The organism is Mesorhizobium sp. WSM4871 (assembly GCF_055811295.1).
In genome coordinates, this window is the sequence record NZ_JBVVPU010000001.1 from 584,638 (window position 1) to 605,192 (window position 20,555).

Annotated in this window: 19 protein-coding genes; 12 read left to right on the forward strand and 7 right to left on the reverse strand. The window is 64.5% G+C overall.

The window, feature by feature from the left end:
• Window positions 1-30 precede the first annotated feature (30 nt).
• Window positions 31-1,221 carry a M24 family metallopeptidase gene (locus AC0L2H_RS02945; protein ID WP_473588776.1) on the reverse strand — a complete coding sequence of 397 codons (1,191 nt, stop codon included), beginning with the start codon at window positions 1,219-1,221 and terminating at the stop codon, window positions 31-33.
• A gap of 384 nt (window positions 1,222-1,605) precedes the next feature.
• On the opposite strand from AC0L2H_RS02945, the gene AC0L2H_RS02950 reads away from it, so the two are divergent.
• From AC0L2H_RS02950 to AC0L2H_RS02975, 6 genes are all read left to right on the forward strand, one after another.
• Window positions 1,606-3,216, forward strand: a complete 1,611-nt coding sequence (locus AC0L2H_RS02950) for an ABC transporter substrate-binding protein (protein ID WP_473588777.1) — start codon at window positions 1,606-1,608, stop codon at window positions 3,214-3,216.
• 276 nt (window positions 3,217-3,492) lie between these two features.
• Window positions 3,493-4,479 carry an ABC transporter permease gene (locus AC0L2H_RS02955; RefSeq protein ID WP_473588778.1) on the forward strand — a complete coding sequence of 329 codons (987 nt, stop codon included), beginning with the start codon at window positions 3,493-3,495 and terminating at the stop codon, window positions 4,477-4,479.
• Window positions 4,476-5,306 carry an ABC transporter permease gene (locus AC0L2H_RS02960; protein WP_473588779.1) on the forward strand — a complete coding sequence of 277 codons (831 nt, stop codon included), beginning with the start codon at window positions 4,476-4,478 and terminating at the stop codon, window positions 5,304-5,306. Before AC0L2H_RS02955 ends, AC0L2H_RS02960 begins: the two co-directional genes overlap by 4 nt.
• On the forward strand, window positions 5,303-6,322 hold the full coding sequence (locus tag AC0L2H_RS02965) for an ABC transporter ATP-binding protein (RefSeq protein ID WP_473588780.1): 1,020 nt from the start codon (window positions 5,303-5,305) through the stop codon (window positions 6,320-6,322). The genes AC0L2H_RS02960 and AC0L2H_RS02965 overlap by 4 nt, the downstream gene beginning before the upstream one ends.
• Window positions 6,319-7,101 (forward strand): ATP-binding cassette domain-containing protein, encoded by a 783-nt coding sequence (locus tag AC0L2H_RS02970; RefSeq protein ID WP_473588781.1) that lies wholly within the window; start codon window positions 6,319-6,321, stop codon window positions 7,099-7,101. The genes AC0L2H_RS02965 and AC0L2H_RS02970 overlap by 4 nt, the downstream gene beginning before the upstream one ends.
• Window positions 7,102-7,126: 25 nt before the next feature.
• Window positions 7,127-7,633: an L-2-amino-thiazoline-4-carboxylic acid hydrolase gene (locus tag AC0L2H_RS02975; protein WP_473588782.1), complete on the forward strand. Its 507-nt coding sequence runs from the start codon at window positions 7,127-7,129 to the stop codon at window positions 7,631-7,633.
• Between the two features lie 117 nt (window positions 7,634-7,750).
• Here AC0L2H_RS02975 and AC0L2H_RS02980 read toward each other — a convergent pair whose 3' ends face one another.
• The 4 genes from AC0L2H_RS02980 to AC0L2H_RS02995 all read right to left on the reverse strand — a co-directional run bounded on the left by AC0L2H_RS02980 (window position 7,751) and on the right by AC0L2H_RS02995 (window position 11,710).
• Window positions 7,751-8,392 carry a ThuA domain-containing protein gene (locus AC0L2H_RS02980; RefSeq protein WP_473588783.1) on the reverse strand — a complete coding sequence of 214 codons (642 nt, stop codon included), beginning with the start codon at window positions 8,390-8,392 and terminating at the stop codon, window positions 7,751-7,753.
• A 52-nt stretch (window positions 8,393-8,444) separates the two neighbouring features.
• The gene (locus AC0L2H_RS02985) at window positions 8,445-9,296 is read right to left on the reverse strand and encodes a TIGR01459 family HAD-type hydrolase (protein ID WP_473588784.1); all 852 of its coding nucleotides are present in this window, start codon (window positions 9,294-9,296) and stop codon (window positions 8,445-8,447) included.
• On the reverse strand, window positions 9,293-10,510 hold the full coding sequence (locus AC0L2H_RS02990) for an FGGY-family carbohydrate kinase (RefSeq protein ID WP_473588882.1): 1,218 nt from the start codon (window positions 10,508-10,510) through the stop codon (window positions 9,293-9,295). Before AC0L2H_RS02990 ends, AC0L2H_RS02985 begins: the two co-directional genes overlap by 4 nt.
• A 144-nt stretch (window positions 10,511-10,654) precedes the next feature.
• Window positions 10,655-11,710, reverse strand: coding sequence for a class II aldolase/adducin family protein (locus AC0L2H_RS02995; protein ID WP_473588785.1), 1,056 nt, complete (start codon window positions 11,708-11,710; stop codon window positions 10,655-10,657).
• Between the two features lie 199 nt (window positions 11,711-11,909).
• Between AC0L2H_RS02995 and AC0L2H_RS03000 the strand changes: the two genes are divergently transcribed.
• The 6 genes from AC0L2H_RS03000 (at window position 11,910) to AC0L2H_RS03025 (ending at window position 18,633) form a co-directional block, all read left to right on the forward strand.
• Window positions 11,910-12,692, forward strand: a complete 783-nt coding sequence (locus AC0L2H_RS03000) for a DeoR/GlpR family DNA-binding transcription regulator (protein WP_473588786.1) — start codon at window positions 11,910-11,912, stop codon at window positions 12,690-12,692.
• Window positions 12,689-14,068 carry an FGGY-family carbohydrate kinase gene (locus AC0L2H_RS03005; RefSeq protein WP_473588787.1) on the forward strand — a complete coding sequence of 460 codons (1,380 nt, stop codon included), beginning with the start codon at window positions 12,689-12,691 and terminating at the stop codon, window positions 14,066-14,068. The genes AC0L2H_RS03000 and AC0L2H_RS03005 overlap by 4 nt, the downstream gene beginning before the upstream one ends.
• Window positions 14,065-15,609: a sugar ABC transporter ATP-binding protein gene (locus AC0L2H_RS03010; protein ID WP_473588788.1), complete on the forward strand. Its 1,545-nt coding sequence runs from the start codon at window positions 14,065-14,067 to the stop codon at window positions 15,607-15,609. The genes AC0L2H_RS03005 and AC0L2H_RS03010 overlap by 4 nt, the downstream gene beginning before the upstream one ends.
• On the forward strand, window positions 15,606-16,607 hold the full coding sequence (locus tag AC0L2H_RS03015) for an ABC transporter permease subunit (protein ID WP_473588789.1): 1,002 nt from the start codon (window positions 15,606-15,608) through the stop codon (window positions 16,605-16,607). Before AC0L2H_RS03010 ends, AC0L2H_RS03015 begins: the two co-directional genes overlap by 4 nt.
• Window positions 16,608-16,687: 80 nt before the next feature.
• Window positions 16,688-17,626, forward strand: a complete 939-nt coding sequence (locus tag AC0L2H_RS03020; protein ID WP_107651296.1) for an ABC transporter substrate-binding protein — start codon at window positions 16,688-16,690, stop codon at window positions 17,624-17,626.
• Between the two features lie 113 nt (window positions 17,627-17,739).
• On the forward strand, window positions 17,740-18,633 hold the full coding sequence (locus AC0L2H_RS03025; RefSeq protein ID WP_473588790.1) for a sugar phosphate isomerase/epimerase family protein: 894 nt from the start codon (window positions 17,740-17,742) through the stop codon (window positions 18,631-18,633).
• 37 nt (window positions 18,634-18,670) lie between these two features.
• Here AC0L2H_RS03025 and AC0L2H_RS03030 read toward each other — a convergent pair whose 3' ends face one another.
• Window positions 18,671-19,399, reverse strand: a complete 729-nt coding sequence (locus AC0L2H_RS03030) for an SDR family oxidoreductase (protein WP_473588791.1) — start codon at window positions 19,397-19,399, stop codon at window positions 18,671-18,673.
• 29 nt (window positions 19,400-19,428) lie between these two features.
• Complete coding sequence (locus AC0L2H_RS03035) at window positions 19,429-20,553, reverse strand: ABC transporter ATP-binding protein (RefSeq protein ID WP_473588792.1); 1,125 nt, start codon at window positions 20,551-20,553, stop codon at window positions 19,429-19,431.
• Window positions 20,554-20,555 lie beyond the last annotated feature (2 nt).

The following is a 20,555-nucleotide window of genomic DNA, read 5'->3' on the forward strand; positions in this document are numbered from 1 at the left end:
TTACCGGGGTTCTGGCCGCAAAAACGCGCGCTAAGCCACCCCGCCCCTGTTCCACCCCCGGCCCCGGTCACCGAACATCACATAACCGGTGTCGGTGACCGCAACCGTGTCCTCCAGCTTGATGAAGCCGCGCGTTGGATGAAGCATGGTTGTCTCGACCGACAGCACCATGTTTTTTTCCAGCGGCTGTCCGGCATAGGTGCCTTCGTAGGTCACCGGATGGTTGGTCATCAGGAACGGCGCCTCATGCGTGATCAGCCCCATGCCGTGGGCGAAGAAATCGGTATACGACGCGACCTTGGATCTCTTAAGCACGCCCTCCGCGTGAGAAATCATGTCGCCGCCCAGCGTGCCTGCTCTGACCTGGGAGAAGGCCGCTTGCTGCACCGTCTCGACCTCGGCCAGCAGATCCTCCAGTTCGGCGTCTGGCTCGCCCAGAATGCCCATCCGGCAGAGATCGCCGATATAGCCGTGATAATTGCCGCCGGAATCGATCGACAGCACCTCGCCCTTCTTCCATGCTTGCGGCGAGGCGGCGCGGTTGTGGCTGGAACCAAGCGTCAGCAGGCAATATTCGAAATGCGCGCCGCGATTGGTCTCCTCGCGCCTGAGCTGTTCGATGATCTCGGTCTTGGTCGTGCCCTCGCGCGCCCATTGGATGGTCGCCAGCATGGAATCGGTGATCAGTTCCGAGGCGATGCGCAGCTTCTCCAGTTCGGCATCAGTCTTGATGGCGCGCATGCGCTCCAGCATGTCGGTCGCATCGATCAGCTTGGCGTCCGGCAGCGCCTTGCGGATCAGCATATACGCGTCCGAGGGCAGAAAAGCCGGCTCGATGCCGATGCGGGCAGCGCCCCTGCCGATCGTCTTCAAGTGCTCGACGGCGAGATTGGCGGCATCGAGCGTGCCCCAGCAGGCGGTATGCAGCGTCGGTGTCCAGAACGGGTGGTTCTGGTGCTCGCCGCCTTCCATGCGGTTGCCGATATAGGCGGCATGGTCCGGCCCGCCCTTTTCGTACACGACCACGGGCAGATAGCGGCTATGGCCGATCGCATCCATGGCGGCGAAGAAGATGAACTTGTAGCCACCAAGCAGGTACTGCGTATTGTGCTTGGAGGTGGCGAGCAGCACATCGATGCCGGCCTCCTCCATCAACCGGTCAACCCTGGCATGGTCGAACGGAATGGCACTGACGGCATTCTTGCCCGGGGCGATGTTCATTTCTCTCTCCCTGAATTCCTAGGCGGCCGGTGGGATCGCCGGCTGTTTTCGATCCCGATACGCTCGCTGTCGATCAAATCTGCACTATTTTGCCGGGTCTGGTCCAGCCAGCAATAGCCCGAACGGCTACGCTCGCATGTTTTGTCGCCCGTACGTCGTGACATCAACCTGACCTGGTCCTACCAGATCAGGTCGAATAGAGCCGCTTCGCTACAACTGGTCCAGCGGACGGAATTTTCAAAGCCACATGAAGATGCGCCAAATCCATCTCTGGCGAAACCCCGGACAAAGCCCATAATCGCTGTTGCAGGATGCTGGCGGGCTCGCGAGTATCCGAGGGGTATTGGCGCACCGGCCGGATCACGGCGAGGACGGAGTTCGATCATGTCAGGCTTCACGATTTCCAGACGCACCATGCTTGCCGGTTCGGCAATGCTTCTGGCCTCCACCGCCATGCCCGGTATCGGCTGGGCGCAGACGCCGAAAAGGGGCGGCCGGCTGGTGGTTGCCGCCGATTCCGAGCCGCGCAATCTCAATCCGGCGATCGTTGCCTCCAACGGCGTCTTCTTCATTTCGAGCAAGATCGTCGAAACGCTGGCCGAAGCCTCTTTCGACGGCAAGGACGGGCTGGCTCCGCGCCTTGCGCTCAGTTGGGAAGGAGCTGCCGACGGCCTGTCGGCGACGTTCAAATTGCGCGAAGGCGTCAAATGGCATGACGGCAAGCCGTTCACATCGGCCGATGTCGCTTTCTCGGCGCTGCAAATATGGAAGCCGCTGCAAAATCTCGGTCGCACCGTGTTCAAGGATCTGGAGGCCGTCGAAACGCCGGATGATTTCACCGCCGTGTTCAAATTCGCCAAGCCGACGCCGTTCCAGCTGATCCGCAATGCCTTGCCGGCGTTGAGCAGCGTCGTGCCGAAACACGTCTATGACACCGGTAAGATCGAGGACAACCCGGCTAACAACGCGCCGATCGGTACCGGCCCGTTCAAATTCGCCGAATACAAGGCCGGCCAGTATTACCGGCTGCAGAAGAACACTGACTATTGGGGCAAGGACGAACCCTATCTCGACGAGATCATCTACCAGGTGCTGCCCGATCGCACCTCGGCGGCCAGCGCCCTGGAGGCCGAGGAGATCCACCTTGCCGCCTTCTCCGCCGTGCCGCTGGCCGACCTTGAGCGCATCTCCAAGGTGCCGGGTCTCAAGGTGATCACCAAGGGTTACGAGGGACTGACCTATCAGCTCGTCGTCGAGATCAACCATCGCCGCAAGGAACTCGCCGACCTCAAGGTGCGCCGGGCGATCGCCCACGCCATCGACAAGAATTTCGTCGTCAAGACGATCTTCCTCGGCTATGCCGCCGCCGCCACTGGTCCGGTGCCGAAGAACGATCCGCAGTTCTACACCGCCGACGTGCCGACCTACGCTTTCGACGTCGCCAAGGCCAATGCGCTGCTCGACGAAGCCGGCTACATCAGAGGCGACGACGGCAAGCGTTTTTCCCTGAAACTTTTGCCGGCTCCCTATTTCAACGAGACCAGGCAGTTCGGCGATTATCTGCGCCAGGCGCTCGCCGCCATCGGCATCGACGCCGAACTGGTCAACAACGACTCGCCCGCGCATATCAAGGCCGTCTACACCGATCATGCCTTCGACCTTGCCGTCGGCCCGCCGGTGTTTCGCGGCGATCCGGCGATCTCGACCACAATTCTGGTGCAGAGCGGCATTCCGGACGGCGTGCCTTTCTCCAACCAGGGCGGTTACAAGAACGCCGATCTCGACGCCCTCATCGCCAAGGCCTCCGAGACACTCGACACATCGGCCCGCACCGAACTCTACAAGGAGTTCCAGAGACAAGTCGCCACCGACCTGCCGCTGATCAACGTCGCCGAATGGAGTTTCATCAGCGTCGCGCGGGATACCGTCGAGAATATCGCCAACAACCCGCGCTGGGCGGTGTCGAACTGGGCGGACACGTATTTGGAATCGTGACACACTCTCACGGATGAGAGTTCGCGATAAAATCGGTGAGGAAACTTCGTCAAATGCCGAGTTCCTTCACACCCCCCTCTGTCCTGCCGGACATCTCCCCCGCAAGGGGGGAGATTGGCTGTCCGCAACGTCGACTCACTTGCCTGCCGCGTTGAAGATTGGCGAAATCGTTGATGACATCCGATCTCCCCCCTTGCGGGGGAGATGTCCGGCAGGACAGAGGGGGGTGCCTTGGCGCAGCACCTCTCTTGACGGGCACGGCGTCAAGTCATCGCCATGAACCGCGCCCTCACCCTCCTCCGCCGCCGTCTCGTCGGCAGCGTCTTCGTGCTGCTGATCGTCGTCATCGGCACCTTCCTTTTGCTGGAACTCGCTCCCGGCGATGCGGTCGACGCCTATATCGTCTCGACCGGCGGCGATGCCGGCATGATCGAACTGCTGCGCCATCGCTGGGGTCTCGACCAGTCGGAACTGACGCGGCTGGCCAACTATCTCTGGGCGCTGCTGCATCTCGACCTCGGCCAGTCGGTGACTTTTTCCAGGCCGATCCGCGACGTCATCCTCGAGCGCCTGCCGACAACGCTCATCCTGATGGGCAGCGCCACCGCGCTTTCCTTCGGTCTCGGCTCGGCGCTCGGCATCTACGCCGGCGCCAGGCCCGGCAGCTTTCGCGATCGTTTCCTGTCGGTCGGCTCCCTGGCGCTCTATGCGGTCCCCGGTTTCTGGCTCGGCCTGGTGCTGATCGTCATCTTCGCCGTCGACCTGCGCTGGCTGCCGATCGGCGGCATCGAGAGCATCGCGTCGACCAAGACCGGCCTTGCCCGTGCCACCGACATTGCTATCCATCTCGTCCTGCCGGTCTCCGCGCTCGGCTTCATCTATCTGGCGCTCTATCTGCGCATGATGCGCGCTGGCATGGCCGAGGCCTGGCGGCAGGATTTTGTCCTCGCCGCCCGCGCCAGGGGCATTTCGCGCCGCCGCATCGTGCTCGCCCATGTCGCCCGCAACGCACTGCTGCCGCTGGTCACCATGCTCGGCCTGCAGTCGGCGCAGATGCTGGGCGGCAGCGTCGTCATCGAAAGCGTCTTTGCCGTGCCCGGTCTCGGCCGGCTGGCGCAGGAAGCGGTGGCCGCGCGTGACACACCATTGTTGCTCGGTATCATCCTGGTCAGCGCCGTTCTGGTCATCCTCATCAACCTTCTCGTCGACATCGCCTATGCTTTGCTTGATCCGCGCGTCGGCGCCAGCGAGGCCGGCGCGTGAGCCCGCTTCGCCGCTTTCTTCGCATGCCGGAAGCACTCGCCGGCACGGTCATTCTGGCGGTGCTGTTCGCCATGGCGCTCGCCGCACCCTGGATCTTTCCCGGCGATCCGCAAGCCATTGCCGGGCCGGCGCTGCTGCCGCCTTTCCAGGACTGGTCGCTGCCGCTCGGCACCGACCGGCTCGGTCGCGACGTGCTGGCCGAGTTGTTTCACGGCGCCCGCACGTCGCTGGCTGTCGGACTGGCGGCGGCGGCCGCCGCTCTTGCCGTCGGCGCGATAGTCGGCACGCTGGCAGGCTTTGCCGGCGGCCTCGTCGACGACGTGCTGATGCGCATCACCGATGCCTTCCAGACCGTGCCGAGCTTCCTCCTGGCGCTGGCCTTCGTCAGCGTCGTCGGGCCTTCGCTCGGGGTCGTCGTCGTGGCGATCGCGCTTGGCGCCTGGACTGGGCCAGCGCGCGTGGCGCGAGCCGAAGTGCTGTCGATCCGCGAGCGCGATTTCGTCGCCGGCGCCCGCGTCATCGGCATGCGCCCGCTGGAGATCGCCTTTCGCGAAATTCTTCCCAACGCCTTGCCGCCGGTGGCGGCATTGTCCTCGGTGATCGTCGCTGCCGCCATCCTCACCGAAGCCGCTCTATCCTTCCTCGGTCTTGGCGATCCCAATCGCGTCACCTGGGGCGGCATGATCGCCGAAGGCCGTGCCGTTTTGCGCACGGCGCCCTTCCTGTCGGTCATTCCGGGCATCGCGCTCGTGCTAACCGTGCTTGGCGTCTATCTCGCCGGCGAAGGCGTCGTCGAAACGACGGCGGTGAGACGGAGCCTGTCGTGACGGCGCTGCTTTCGATCCGCGATCTGACAGTGACCTACCGCCGCGACGGCAGCGAGGTGGCGGCCCTGAAAGACATCAGCCTGGATATTGCCGCCGGCGAGCGGCTGGCCGTCATCGGCGAGAGTGGGTCTGGCAAGAGCACGCTGGCGCTGGCGATTGCCGGGCTGTTGCCGGCTCCCGCCATAGTCGGCGGCCGCATCGACTGGTCTTTGCCGCTCTCACCAACCCTGGGTGCCAAGGCACCCCCCTCTGTCCTGCCGGACATCTCCCCCTCAAGGGGGGAGATTGGCTGTTTCGCTGTTGGGTCCTCTCCTGCGACCTTGGAGATTGGCGAAGGCGGAGATGAGAGCGCAATCTCCCCCCTTGAGGGGGAGATGTCCGGCAGGACAGAGGGGGGCCTCATGGAACGCAAGGCTCAAAAATCCGCCGCCAACCCGGACCACACCCCGCTCGGTGGCCGCGACATCGGCTTCGTCTTCCAGGACCCGTCGGCAAGCCTCGATCCGGTGATGACGGTCGGCAAGCAGATCGCCGAAGTTGCCCACACCCATCTCGGCCTCAATTGGCCGCAAGCCTATGCCAAGGCAAAGATCCTGCTCGAACGCGTCCGCTTGCCCGATCCGGACGCCGCCTTGCGCGCCTTTCCGCACCAGCTTTCCGGCGGCCAGAAACAGCGCGTGGCGATCGCCGCCGCGATAGCGGCCGGCCCTAAACTGCTCATCGCCGACGAGGCGACCAGCGCGCTGGACACCATCGTGCAGGCCGAGATCGTTGCATTGATCCGGAAGTTGGTGACCGAGGACGGCATGACGCTGCTGTTCATCAGCCACGACATCGCGCTGGCCGCCGAGCTTGCCGCGCGCATCGCCGTATTCCGGCATGGCAAACTGGTCGAAATCGGTGCGGCCAGGCAGATCGTCAGCGCCCCGCGCCACGCATACACACGCTCGCTGCTCGACGCCCATCTCGGCCTCGACGCCGAACCGCTTTCGCGGCAGGCCGGACCTTCGGCATGAGCAGTCCGTTGCTGAGCGTTTCCGGCCTCACCAAACGATACCGCCGCGGCGGCAAGACCATCGCCGCCGTCGATGATGTCTCCTTCCACATCGAACCCGGAGAAACGCTGGCGCTGGCCGGACCATCAGGCAGCGGCAAGTCCACGATCGCACGGCTGGTGCTCAGACTGGTCCAACCCGACGCCGGCGATATCCAGTTCGAGGGCGAGGATTTTCTCGCCCTCGGTGGCGCCACCTTGCGCAGCCGGCGCGCACGCTTGCAAATGGTGTTCCAAGATCCGCTCGCCGCTTTCAACCCCCGTGCCACCGTGGCGCGTGTGCTCGACGATCCCTTGCGTATCCATGGCATCGCGTCCCGGCAGGAGCGCCCGCGCCGCATCGCCGACCTATTGGAGCGCGTTGGCCTTAGCCCTGATCTTGCGCCGCGAGCCATTCACGAAGTCTCCGGCGGCCAGCGTCAGCGTGTCGCGATCGCCCGCGCCATCGCCACGAAACCGTCGCTGATCGTGCTCGACGAAGCCGTGTCGGCGCTCGACGTGTCGGTACGCGGACAGGTCCTCAGGCTGCTGCTCGATCTGCAGCGTGAGGATCGGATCGCCTATCTGTTCATTTCGCATGATCTCGGCGTGGTCCGTGCCATCGCCCATCGCCTCGTCGTCCTTGACGCCGGCACGATCGCCGAGAGCGGCGATGCCCGCACGGTAATTGACGCGCCGCAATCGGCCATCGGCAAGGCGCTGGTGACCGCGGCGCCAAAACTCGACCGAACCGGACCATGACCCCGACGACAAGCCAGGACGCATCATGACAGACCCCGAAGCCAGAGCCGAAAAACTGTCGCGCGAACTCGATTCAGCCTTTCGCAACCGGGCCGATCTCTATCGCCTGTTCCTGGACGAGTTGACCGCAGAACTGGGCGCGGAAAGGGCCGAAGCGATCATGACCCGCACCATCGAGCAGCGCGGCAAGGAGGTGGCGGCGGCGGCCTTCGCCGGTTTCGGCCCCAATGATGCGCCGGCAATCGGCGAGGCGTTCCTGGCCGTCAGCCCGGATGGCGGCCGCATGTATCCGGCCGACGTCGAACGCAGCGCCGACCGCATCGCCTTCAAGGTGAAACGCTGCCCGCTGAAGGACGCCTGGATCGAGGCCGGCGTTGACCAAGACAAGCTCGCCACGCTTTGCCGCATCGCCGGCGCCTTCGATCGTGGCCTGTTCGAGGCGACCGGTATACGCTTCGACAACGTCACCTGGACGCCGGATCACGGCTCCGGCTGCTGCCACATCGCCCTGACGAACAGGGATGCCGGCTAAGGTGTGGCGCCGTCAATAACCCAGCGCGCAACCGTCCTTGCGGGGATCGGACGCGCGTCGCACGAACGGCGGCCGTCCGGGGAATTGAAAATCACGCATGCGGGATCAAAAACCTCCTCAACGCGCCGCCCAGACCAGGCCGCGACGAAATATCGTCTGCATCTGCGGCACCTCGAACTCCTTGGCGGCATGCCCGAGCGACGAGTAGAAAACCCTTCCCCTGCCATGCCGGCGCTTCCAGACCACAGGCATCACGACACCGTCTATCCAAGGTGCGTGCTCACCGGAGAAAGTCGTGGTCGCCAGCACCTCATTCGACGGATCCACATGCATGTAATACTGCTCGGAGCGATACGAAAAATCGTCGATGCCATGCATGATGGGATCGTTGCGCCTGGCGATGTCGACCTTGTAGTCGATGATGTTGCCGGGATGGGCGACCCATTGGCCGCCGCACATGAATTGATACTCCGTGGCTTCACGAAACGCATCGCACATGCCGCCGTGATAGCCGCCAAGACCGACACCGCTCTCGACCGCCTTCGTCAGGTTGAGCTCTTCGTTCTTCGCTAGCTTGGACATCGTGTAGATCGGCACGATCAGGCTCAGATCGATGATCGCAGGGTCGGCGAAAACCTCGGTCGTGGTCTCGACGCGAACCTCGAACCCTTCCTCCTCGAGCATCGCCTTGACGGCGCGCGCGCCTTGTTCCGGCTCGTGTCCATCCCAGCCGCCCCATACGATCAGCGCTTGCCGCATCTTTCGCTCCTTCAATTGGCTATGTCGTTTACCTCGGAAATTGCCGGCTCGGTCAGCGGAATCTGAACAGATCGATGGTGTAATCCGGATAGGCGTCCAGCCCGTCGAAAAGTCCGGCAAGGTCGGTAGTGTCCGCCAATATTCCGGACAAGACCAGCGCCGTCGCCACGCCGGCGCCAAGCCCGCCGGCGATATCGTGTTCAACGCTGTCACCGACACATACCACCGTGCTGCGATCGGGATCGCCCGCCAGCGCCAGGGCGGCGGTGAAAATCGGAAGATAGGGTTTGCCGATGCGGGTGACTCTGCCGCCGAGGCTTTCGTAGAGATCCGCCAGCCGGCCGGCGCCGAAACGCGGCCCCACGGCCGTCAGCATGATCTTGTCGGGATTGGTGCAGAAGCACGGCACCCGCCGCGCCGCTGCCGGCGCGAGGAGTCGGCGATAATGATCGAGGTCGTGACGGTCGCCCTCGCTTGCGGAAATCAGCACCAGTTCGGCATCGTCGCCACTCCTGGTCAGTTCGAACGGCAGGCCGTCGATCGCCGAGCGGTCGTCGTCGCGGCTGATCAGCAGGCATTTCGTGCCCGGTCGCAGGCTTCCATGTGCCACCATATCGTGGAAGGATCGCCACGCCACCTCGCCGGAAGAGACGAAGTGGTCCCAACTCCCCGCTTCGAAGCCAAGCTTCAGCAGGCGACGCTCGTTGGGCTCGGCCCGCTTGCCGGAATTCGAGATCAGCACGACGGTCTTGCCCGCGCGCTTCAGCGCCGACAATGCTTCCACCGCGCCCGGATAGGGGCTGGTGCCGTCATGCAGCACACCGAACTGGTCGAGCAGGAAGACGTCGTACCGCGCGGCCAGCGCTCCGATCCCGTGGAGATGCTCAGCCGTTTTCGCGCTCACAACAGCCCCGCAGCACTTGCACCCGTCAGCGCCAGCCGCGCCGTGCCGGCGGCGGCCTCGTCGGAAAGCGCCGGCAGGAAATCGACGCCGAGCTTGCGTTGGCGGATCGCGGTCCAGGCGGGATTTGCCGCGCCACCGCCGACGCTCCTGACCGATGTCAGCCGAGGCGCGCCGAGTTCGGCAAGCCTGCTGTAGCCGAGCGTCTCGATCGCGGCGATCCCCTCCAGCATCGCCTTCAGGTAGTCCGCGTCGTCCACCGGCCGCGGAACAAGCCGTGGCGGCAGCGCCGGATCGGCGATCGGAAAGCGTTCGCCCGTCGCGGGAAGCGGATAGTAGTCGAGGCCGGTCTCGGTCATCGGGTCGATAACCGCACTGAGTTCGATGATGCGCGCAAGCGAAAAGTGCTGTGCGAGCACCTTGCCGCCGGAATTCGACGCACCGCCCGCCAGATAGGCATCGCCGAGCCGATGGCTGTAGATGCCGAAATGCGGCGCCGAGATCGGCCGGTCGGACAGGATCTTGATGGTCAGCGAAGATCCCAGCGCAGTAACGCCGTCGCCGACTGTCGCCGCACCCGTCGCCAGGAACGAAGCGCATCCATCCGTCGTGCCGGCGACGATAACCACGTCACGCGGCAGGCCGAACAGCTCGGCGGCGCGCGCCGCGATCGTGCCGACAACATCGCCCGGCCTGACGACGCCAGGCAGCAATCCCACGCGCATGCCGGTGGCCGCGATCCAGTCCGGCCAACAGCGGGTCTCGACGTCGTAGCCGGTTTTCAGCGCGTTGTTTTCGTCGCTGACATCGAAGCGGCCGGAGAATTGTCCCGCGATCCAGTCGGCCTGGTGCAGCACGGCAGCGACGCCGGGCAGGCGCTGGAAAGACAGCGCCTTGGCGAGACCGGACGTCGCCCCAAGCGCTGCGCTCGTTGCCGGCGCCGCGCGGGCAACCGCGGCAAGGATGGCGTCGTCGGTGACCTTGTCGCTGTACATCAGCGGTTCGGCCAGCGGCCGCCCGGCACTGTCGACCGGCAGCAGCGTGCCCGACGTACCGTCGACGGCGATCGAGCGGACGGCAGAGCGGTCGATAGATTTGAGCAGCTCCGCCAGCGCCGCCCCAACCGCCTCCCACCACACGCCGGGGTCGCGGCCGTTCGGCCCAAATCGTTCGAGCGAGACAGCGGTATGCGCGGCAATGGAAAAATCCGGTCGCATGGCAACGGCGCGTGCGCCCGACGTGCCGATGTCGATGCCGATGGCAAGCGCTTCTTGCGTGGCGATGATCTTGCCCGAACCGGTTTCCAAGTCTTGCTGCGCTGACTTTTCTTGCCGCGCTGACCTTTGGTTCGGGATCATGATCTAACTGCCGGCGGCATTGAGTTTCTGGCGATACTGCTCGGCGTCCCAGTTGATCAGTTCGTCGTTCTCGGCATCGGTAAGGTAGTTCAGCCTCGCCGTGGCGTCGACCCGCGCGGTCACGTCGGCCAGGCAGCGCTGCATGGCATGGGCGCCGGCGCTGGCGTCGCCGCGCATCAGCACGCCAAGGCCGGGAAACAGGATCGCCGCCGGCGCCGTGCCCAGCCGCTCGATGATACCGGCGGCACCTTCGCCAGACCTTGCCACGATGGAACCTATGCCGAGAAATATGACGTGGTCCGGATAAAGGCTGCCGCCCGATGCCATGCGGCAGCTCTCGGGATCGATCGCTACGGCATGTGCCTCGATGTCGGCCGGCAATCTGTAACCACTGTTTCCGGCGAGTGCCGTCAATGCCGCAATATCCGGTTCCGCCACGTCGCGCGGCGACCGTGCCAGAAGCTGCGTGACGCGGCGCAGCAGCGCCTCGGCCTCAGTGACTGTCTCGGCCGCGACGACAAGCCCGTGATTGCCAAGGATCAGCACATCGACGCCTGGCCGAAGGCGCTCGGCAATGCCCTGGGCCAGCGGCAGGCCCGGCCGGCGATAGGGGACATAGGCCCATTCAAGGCCGTCGAGACGCCTGGCGGCCTCAGCCTCGCCATCGGCCTGCACGGCGAGCGAAATGGTGTCGACGCAGTGGACATGCAAAACGACACGCTGCGGCATCAACGCATGCACCGTTGTCTCGATCGAGGGGCGCAACCCGCGCGGATTGAGCTCCTCGATGGCGAAACCCTGCGGCCGGTCGGCGGCCGGGTCGCGCTGTCGGACGGCGCTCAGCAGCGGAGGGATCGCCACCGGCACCATGATGTCCTCGGCCAGCGCCTCCCTCAGCCAGGTGCCGGACGCCTTGATCCAGAGCGTCTCACCAGTCTTCAGCGAGGTGTTGCCGCCGGCGGCCTGGGTCAAATGCGGATCGCGCCCGATGCCGGCTGAAAGCGTCCGCAAAGCGGCCAGTTCCCGTGCATCCGCCAGCGTATCAGCTTGCGTCGCCATCGCGCATTTCCTCCAACAGTCCGGCCACGTGTCCCGCAGCTTGCCTGTCCCGTCGCCGGGACAATTATTGGTGCTGGTATCGCAGATGCGAGTGAGTTACGTCAATAGTGATCCAACATCATCAAATCGACTTGCAATCTGGTCAACGTTGAGTAAGTTGCATCAAAGCCGCCACAGAACGGCATTCAGGAGGAAACGGTTGAGCGACTCCGGCCGCCAGCGTCAGATCGTCGAGCTCTTGCGGGATCGGCCTTTCGCCTCGGTGCGCGAGCTGCAGGAGCGGCTCGGCGTGTCGGCAGCGACGGTCAGGCGCGATATCGACAGAATCGACGAGGCTGGCGAAGCGCGGAAAGTCTATGGCGGCATCTCGGCGCTCGATGGCGCGTCGCAGGCAGGTGTCGCCTATGCCCGGCCCTATGACGAGAACCGCGACCTCGCGGTCGAAGCCAAGCGGCAGATCGCCGCTGTCGCCGCAACCATGGTGCGCGACGGCGACGCGGTCATCGTGCATGGTGGCTCGACCTGCTTTCACCTCGGCGTCAAGCTCGCCGACCGCAACATCCGGCTCTACACCAACTCGATGCCGCTCGCGGCCTATTTGAGCGACCACGGCCATTGCGGCCTGACGGTTGCCGGCGGCGAGTTGCACCGTGAGCCAGGCATCATCCATTCGCTCACCCAGGCCGTGCCCTTCTATGCCTCGAAGTTCTTTCTTGGCGCGCAGGGCCTTGGCCAGGAAGGCGTGCTGGAATCGCATCCGTTGCTGGTCCGCTCGATCGTCGACCTCAGCCTGTGCGCCGACCAGATTGTGGTGCTGGCCGACAGCCGCAAACTGTCGATCCATGCGCGCAATGTGGCGCTGCCTCTGGCGCGCATCGGCACGCTGGTCACAGATGACGGCCTCGCCGACGCCGACGCCCGCATGCTGGAGGACGCCGGCGTGACGGTGCGGATCGCCTCAACCGCGGGGGCTATCCAGTGAAGATGGCCGTGCTCGACTTCGGCAAGACCAATTCGAAGCTGTTCGTCTTCGCCCAGGACGGACGCATCCTCGACGAACGCCGGACCCGGCCGAACTGGATGCGCAAGGGTGGCTTCAGCGTGCTCGATGAGCCGGCGCTTCACGGTTGGGCAGTTCGCGCCGTCAGCGATGCGATCGATGACCACGGCGTGGAGGGTTTGATGGTGTCGGGCCATGGCTGCACCTTTGCCCTGGTCGACGATACCAGCCTGACGCATCCGATCCTCGACTACGAGCAGGAGCCGCCTGCGGAAATCGCCGCCGAGATCGATCGCCGCATTCCGGATTTTGCCGAGACCTTCTCGCCGAAATTGCCGCTCGGCTTCAACTATGGCCGCCACATGCTGTGGCTGCAGGCGGTGGAACCGAGCGCCTTCACGACGGCGAAATCAATCCTCGGCTATCCGCAATACTGGAGCTGGCGCTTTGGCGGCCAAGCGGTCTCGGAAGTGTCCTATCTCGGCTGTCACTCGCATCTGTGGGCGCCGCGCAAGCGCGACTTTTCCTCGTTGGTCGACGCCGAGGGCTGGCGCGGCCGGATGCCTGCCTTCGAGCGAGCCGGCGCCGTCATCGGCGAGCAGCGCCTCGGCGACGCGGCGCGGCCGATTGCCATCCACAATGGCGTCCACGACTCGAACGCCGCGCTCCATGCCTACCGCAGGCAGCAGCTTGGCCCGGTCACTGTCGTCTCGACCGGCACCTGGGTCGTCGTGCTCAATCCGGACTGCCCGCTCGATGTGCTCGATCGCGACCGCGACATGCTTGTCAATGTCGACGTCGATGGCGGTCCGGTGCCAACCATCCGCTTCATGGGTGGGCGCGAATTCGCAACGATCAGCGGCGACTGGCAGGGCGCGATCGACCGCTCCTCGGTGCAGCAGGTGATCGACGCTGGCATCATGGCCCTGCCGAGCTTCGCGCCGGGCGGGCCGATGCCTCACCACTCCGGCGAACTGACAGGGCGCATGCCCAGCGCTGGGGAACGCGCGGCCGTGGCGCTGCTCTACGTGGCGCTGATGATCGACCTCTGCCTCGACCTGATCCAGTCGAACAACACCGTGATCGTCGATGGCGGGCTGAATACTGGCGGCCTGCTCGCTTCCCTGCTGGCTGAGCTGCGTCCCGGCCAGGCCTTCATGCAAGGGGCGACGCTGGAAGGCAGCGCCACCGGGGCGGCGGCTCTCGCTTTTGAGAGTGTCGGACGCGAATTTGCCGCGGAAGTGCCGGAGGCTGTTCGCGCCTCGAACTTCGCCGGTCTCGTCGGCTACCGCGATCGCTGGCGCGGTCTGGCCGCCGATCGCGGCATGGCTGGCGCAGCCGTTGGAGGTGCGCGATGACCGTAGCCGCCAGCATCGAGACAGCGCGCCAGCCGGTGCTGGAAATGCGGCATATCTCGAAGACCTTCGGCGCCATCCGCGCCTTGCAGGACGTTTCGCTCACCGTTCATGCCGGCGAACTGCATGCGCTGATGGGCGAGAACGGCGCCGGCAAATCGACCCTGATGAAAGTGCTGTCCGGCGCCTACCGGCCTGACCCCGGCGGCGAGATCCTGATCGACGGCGCGCCTAGCGTGACCGGCAATCCGATCAAGGCCCGCGCCCAGGGCATTGCGGTGATCTATCAGGAACTGTCGCTGGCGCCCAATCTGACGGTGGCGCAGAACATCTTCCTTGGCAATGAGCCGCGGCGTTTCGGCGTCGTCGACCGCGACCAGTGCAACCGGCGCGCCAAGGAAATCATCACACGGCTTGGCGTCTCCTTCTCGGCGCGCGCCCTTGTCTCCAGCCTGTCGCTGGGCGAGCGCCAGCTGGTCGAGATCGCCCGCGCGCTGTCGACCAATGCGCGCATCATCGTCATGGACGAGCCGACCACGTCGCTGACCTCGCGCGAGACCGACCGGCTGTTCGAGGTCATCGCAACGCTGAAGTCGCAAGGCATCGCCATCATCTATATCAGCCACCGCATGGAGGAAGTCTACCAGCTCGCCGACCGCGTCAGCGTGCTGCGCGACAGCGGCTATGTCGGCACGCTCGATCGCGCCGACCTGAACGCCTCGCGACTCGTTTCGATGATGGTCGGCCGTGATCTGTCCGCTTTCTACAAGAAGGATCACCGACCGCCGGACGCAAAGCGCGCGGTGGCACTTTCGGTGCGCGGCATGTCGGACGGCAAGCTCCTGAAGGACTGTTCCTTCGACCTGCACAAGGGCGAAGTGCTGGCGCTGGCCGGCCTCGTCGGCTCGGGTCGCACCGAGCTTGCCCGGCTGATCTTCGGCGCCGATCGGCACACATCAGGCACGCTGGAGCTCGACGGCAAGCCTGTAACCATCGGCTCGCCGCGCGAGGCGCTCGATGCCGGCATCGCCTATCTCACCGAGGATCGCAAGGAGCTTGGCCTGTTCCTCGACATGTCGATCTCCGACAACATCAGCATGGGCGTGCTCGCGAGGGATGCGCGGGCCGGCGGATTCCGCGACTTCACGGCGGCCGAAAAGCGTGCCGCCAAATCCGTATCCGACCTCTCCATCCGTACCAGTTCGGTTGCGGCCAATGCCGGTTCGCTGTCGGGCGGCAACCAGCAGAAGGTGCTGCTTGCCCGCCTGCTCGAGACCGAGCCGCGGGTCCTCATCCTCGATGAGCCGACCCGTGGCGTCGATGTCGGGGCGAAATCGGAAATCTACCGGCTGATCGACAATCTCGCCAACAGGGGCATCGCCATCCTGATGATCTCCAGCGAACTGCCGGAGGTGATCGGCGTCGCCGACCGCGTGCTGGTGATGCGCGACGGCGCCATATCGGGCGAGGTGACGGCATCCGAAGGCGAGCCGCTCAGCCAGGAAAAGATCATGGAACTTGCAACGGGAGCGGCCAAGGGATGACCGACAGGGCGACCGGAACAATGAGCACAAGCGACCAAACCGTCGCCAGGAGCCGGCGGTTGCGCACCGCCTTCGCTGCACTCGGCATGTTGCCGGTGCTGGTCCTGCTGGCGGCCGGCTTCCAGTTCCTGAATCCGCGTTTTCTGACCGAAACCAATCTGCTCATCGTCACGCAGCAATCGTCGATCAACATCGTGCTCGCGGCCGGCATGACCTTCGTCATTCTGACTGGCGGCATCGACCTGTCCGTCGGCGCCATCCTGGCCGCCTCGGCGATGGTGGCGGTGATCGTTTCGCTGGTGCCGGACTGGGGCATGCTCGGCGTTCCGGCCGCCATTCTGGTCGGCCTCGGCTTCGGCCTCATCAACGGGCTGCTCGTCGCCTACATCAAGCTGCCGCCCTTCATCGTCACGCTGGGATCGCTGACCGCCGTGCGCGGCGTCGCGCGCCTGCTCGGCCAGGATACGACGGTGTTCAATTCGGACCTGCCGTTCGATTTCATCGGCAACGGTTCGCTGTTCGGCATTCCCTGGCTGGTGATAATCGCGCTCACGGTCGTCGTCCTGTCCTGGCTGGTGCTCAAGCGCACCGTGCTCGGCACCTGGATTTATGCCGTCGGCGGCAATGCCGAGGCCGCCCGCCTCACCGGCATCAAGGTGCCGCTGGTGCTGCTCTTCGTCTATGGCGTTTCCGGCCTGCTGGCCGGCCTTGGCGGCGCTATGTCGGCGGCCAGGCTCTATGCCGCCAACGGGCTGCAGCTCGGGCAGTCTTACGAACTCGACGCCATCGCCGCGGTCATTCTCGGCGGCACCAGCTTCGTCGGCGGCGTCGGCTCGATCTGGGGCACGCTGATCGGCGGCCTGATCATTGCGGTGCTCTCAAACGGGCTCATCTTGGCCGGCGTTTCCGACATCTGGCAGTACATCATCAAGGGATTGGTCATCATCGTGGCGGTCGCCCTCGACCGCTACAGGCTCCAGGCAGGAGCAAGAACGTGATTGACCTTAGTCGCCGGCGTCAACGACCCGGTTTCATGTGTAACGCACCGTGAGAGGCGCGGGGCATCAGGAGGAAAGCAATGAAGACCATCGCTAAACTGCTCTGCGGCGCTGCATTCGCGGCCGTCGCCATCGCGCCGGCATCGGCCAAGGACCTGAACAAGGTCGGCATCTCCGTCGGCCTGCTCGGCAACCCCTTCTTCGTCGCCACCATCAAGGGCATCGAGGATGCGGCCAAGAAGATCAACCCGAATGTCGAGGTGACGTCGGTGTCGGCCGACTACGACCTCAACAAGCAGGTCTCGCAGGTCGATTCCTTCATCGCCGCCGGCGTCGACGTGATCATGCTCAACGCCGTCGACGCCAAGGCAATCGCGCCGGCGGTGAAGAAGGCGCAAGCGGCTGGTATCGTGGTTGCCGCCTTTGACGTTTCGGCGCCGGGCGCCGACGTCACCGTGATGACCAACAACGTCAAGGCCGGCGAAGAGGCTTGCCAGTATCTGGTCGACCACACTGGCGGCAAGGGCGACTATGTGATCCTGAACGGCCCGGCGTCGTCGTCGATTCTCGAGCGGGTGCAGGGCTGCAAGAACGTGCTGGCAAAGCATCCCGACATCAAGATCCTGTCCGACGACCAGAACGCCGAAGGCTCGCGCGATGGCGGCCTGAAGGTGTTCCAGTCGCTGCTCACCCGATTCGACAAGATCGACGCGGTCTTTGCCATCAACGATCCGACGGCGATCGGCGCCCAGCTTGCGGCCAAGCAGCTCAACCGCTCCGAGTTCATCTTCACCGCGGTCGACGGCGCGCCGGACATCGAGAAGGAGCTCTCTTCCGGCACCTCGATGATCAAGGCGTCTGCCTCTCAGGATCCTTATGTGATGGCCGGCCAGTCGCTGACGATGGCGGCTGACCTGCTTGCCGGTAAGAAGCCGGCCGAGCCTACCGTCTTGCTCGACCCCAAGCTGATCACGGCCGAGAACCTGAAGGACTACAAGGGCTGGACCGCGGCCCGCTAAACCTCCCAGGCCTGGTGCGGCCGGGATGACCGGCCGCACCCTTTTTTTAGCAGCGGATTTGCAAAAACGGTTCCCGCTTTGGGTCCGGTGCTCCCGCGCAACCGGAGACGATCATGTCGCGCATTGGCATCCATTCCTTCGTCTGGTCGGCGAGCTCGGCGCAGGGCGATCTTGAACGCACGCTGGCCAACACCAGGGAGGCCGGCTTCGACCTGATCGAATTCTCCTATCTCGACCCGGCCAATGTCGATATCGGCAGGCTGGCCAAGCGCATCGCCGATCTCGATCTCGCCGTGGCGATCAGCATCGGGCTGCCGGCCGATGGCGACATTTCCAGCGCCGACAAGACGATTGCCGCACACGGCGTCGAAATCCTGCAACGTACGATCGCGCTGACCCGCGATCTCGGCGGCAGCAAGGTCGCCGGCATCCTCTCGACCAGCCACGGATTGCAGAGCGAGGCGCCGACGCGCGACCAATGGAACCGCAGCGCCTCGACGCTTGCAAAGGTGGCGGAGACGGCCAAGGCCGCCGGCGTCACGCTCAACCTCGAGATCGTCAACCGCTTCGAAAGCAATCTGCTCAACACCGCAGCCCAAGGGCTCGCCTTCATCGAGGACACCGGCTCCGACAACATCTTCCTGCATCTCGACACTTTCCACATGAACATCGAGGAGGCCGATGTCGGATTGGCCATCCGCCATGCGGCAAGGAAGATCGGCTACGTCCACATCGGCGAGAGCCATCGCGGTTTCCTCGGCACCGGCAACATCGACTTTGCCGCGATCTTCGATGCGCTCACCGCGATCGGCTATCATGACGACCTCAGCTTCGAATCCTTCTCGTCCGAGATCGTCGACGAGAACCTGTCGAAGAAGACCGCGATCTGGCGCAATCTGTGGACCGACAATATGCAGCTGGCCCGCCATGCGCGCCGCTTCATCGCTATCGGGCTGGAGACGGCGCGGCTCAAGGCCGAGCTTGTCTCGTCAGGCCACCGGCCATAGGTCTATCGGCACGAGCGACATTCAAACGGGACGCGCTTTAACGACAGGTATAGCCGCCATCTATCGGCAACGAGACGCCGGTAATCATCGAGGCCGCATCACTGAGCAGGAAAACGATCGGCGCTGCGACTTCATCCTCGGTGGCCCAGCGGCCGAGCGGCATCTGCTTCAGGAACGGCTCCGCGACATGCGGCTGGCTCCAATGCCCGGAAGAGATCGGCGTCATCACCACCGTCGGGTTGACGCTGTTGACACGTATCCCGTATTTGCCGAGCTCAAGGGCTGAAACGCGCGTGATGTTTTCCAGCGCCGCCTTCGACGATCCGTAGGAAATATGCCCTTCCAGGGCGACGAGCGCGGCCTGGCTCGACACATTGACGATCGCACCGCCCTTCTTGAGCCGGACCATCGACTGCGTAGCATATTTGGTGACGAGCAGTGCGCCGCGCGCATTGATGGTGATGACCTTGTCGAAGATGGCGATGTCGGTATCCATGGGCGTTGCGATTTCGCCGCCGAAGCCGCCGCAGTTGACGACGCCCCAGAGGTCGAGCCCTTCGAGGGCATTGCGGATTTCCTCTTCCGAGGCGAGATCGAAGGTCAGAGTGCGGCAGCCGGTCTCGCCGGCGATCGCATCGAGTGCTTCGCGCGAGCGGCCGGCGGCGATGACATCAGCATTGGCCGCCACCAGATGGCGAACGACAGCGCCCCCGATTCCGCCACTGCCGCCGGTGACCAGAATGGGTCGCCCCTGGAAATCCGTCATATTTTCCTCCTTGTATTCCTTGGCTGCCGTCAGTTGATCCGCGCTTCTGCGGGTGTGGGTTCCCAGCGCGTGGGTGCGTTTTCGGAGATTCTGTGGCCGGTCTTGTCGAAGAGATGGCAGGCGGCAGGCGGCAAGGAGATCGCGATGCGATCTCCGGCGCGCGCCACGCGCCCGCTGCTGTCGCGGATAACCAGGTTCTCTTCGCCGTTCCGCACATGAATGAAGGTGTCGCTGCCCAACAATTCGACCACGCCAGCTTCCACGACATGTGCATCCGCGTCTGCCGAGAGCAGAATATGTTCCGGCCGAATGCCAAGGATGACTTCCTCGCCCGGTTCAAGGGGCCTGGAGATAGCGACATCAAGCGTGGGGCCTAATGCCAGACGGACCGTCGCTCGATTGTCCTGAACGGAGGCAACCCGGCCATCGAGGAAATTCATGGCAGGCGAGCCGATGAAGCCTGCAACGAACAGATTGGCGGGCCGGTGGTAGAGTTCGAGCGGCGTGCCTACCTGCTCGATCCGCCCGCCATCCATCACGACGATGCGGTCGGCAAGCGTCATCGCCTCCACCTGGTCATGGGTGACGTAGATCATCGTCGATGCGAGTTCGGCTTTGAGGCGCGCGATCTCGACGCGCATGCCGACACGCAACGCCGCATCGAGATTGGAGAGCGGCTCGTCGAGCAGGAAGAGCTTCGGCTTGCGGGTTATGGCCCGGCCGATCGCCACGCGCTGCCGCTGACCGCCGGAGAGTTCGCGCGGCTTGCGCCGCAGATAGGACGACAGGCGCAGCTTGTCGGCTGCCCGGCGCACCCGCTCGGCAATCTCGGCCGAAGGGGTGCGGGCGATCTCGAGGCCGAAGCCGATGTTGCGGCCGACATCCATGTGCGGATAGAGCGCGTAGGACTGGAAGACCATGGCCACGCCGCGTTCCGGCGGCTCGGCATCGCTCATGTCGACGCCATCCACCAGGATACGCCCTGAATTAACCGGTTCCAGGCCGGCGATGATCCTCAGCAGCGTGGACTTGCCGCAGCCCGACGGTCCCACAAGCACGCAAAACTCGCCGTCGGGGATGGTGAGCGACAGTTCGGGAATGACCGTCACGCTGCCGAAAGCCTTGGTGATCTTGTCGATCGAAAGCGTCGCCATGG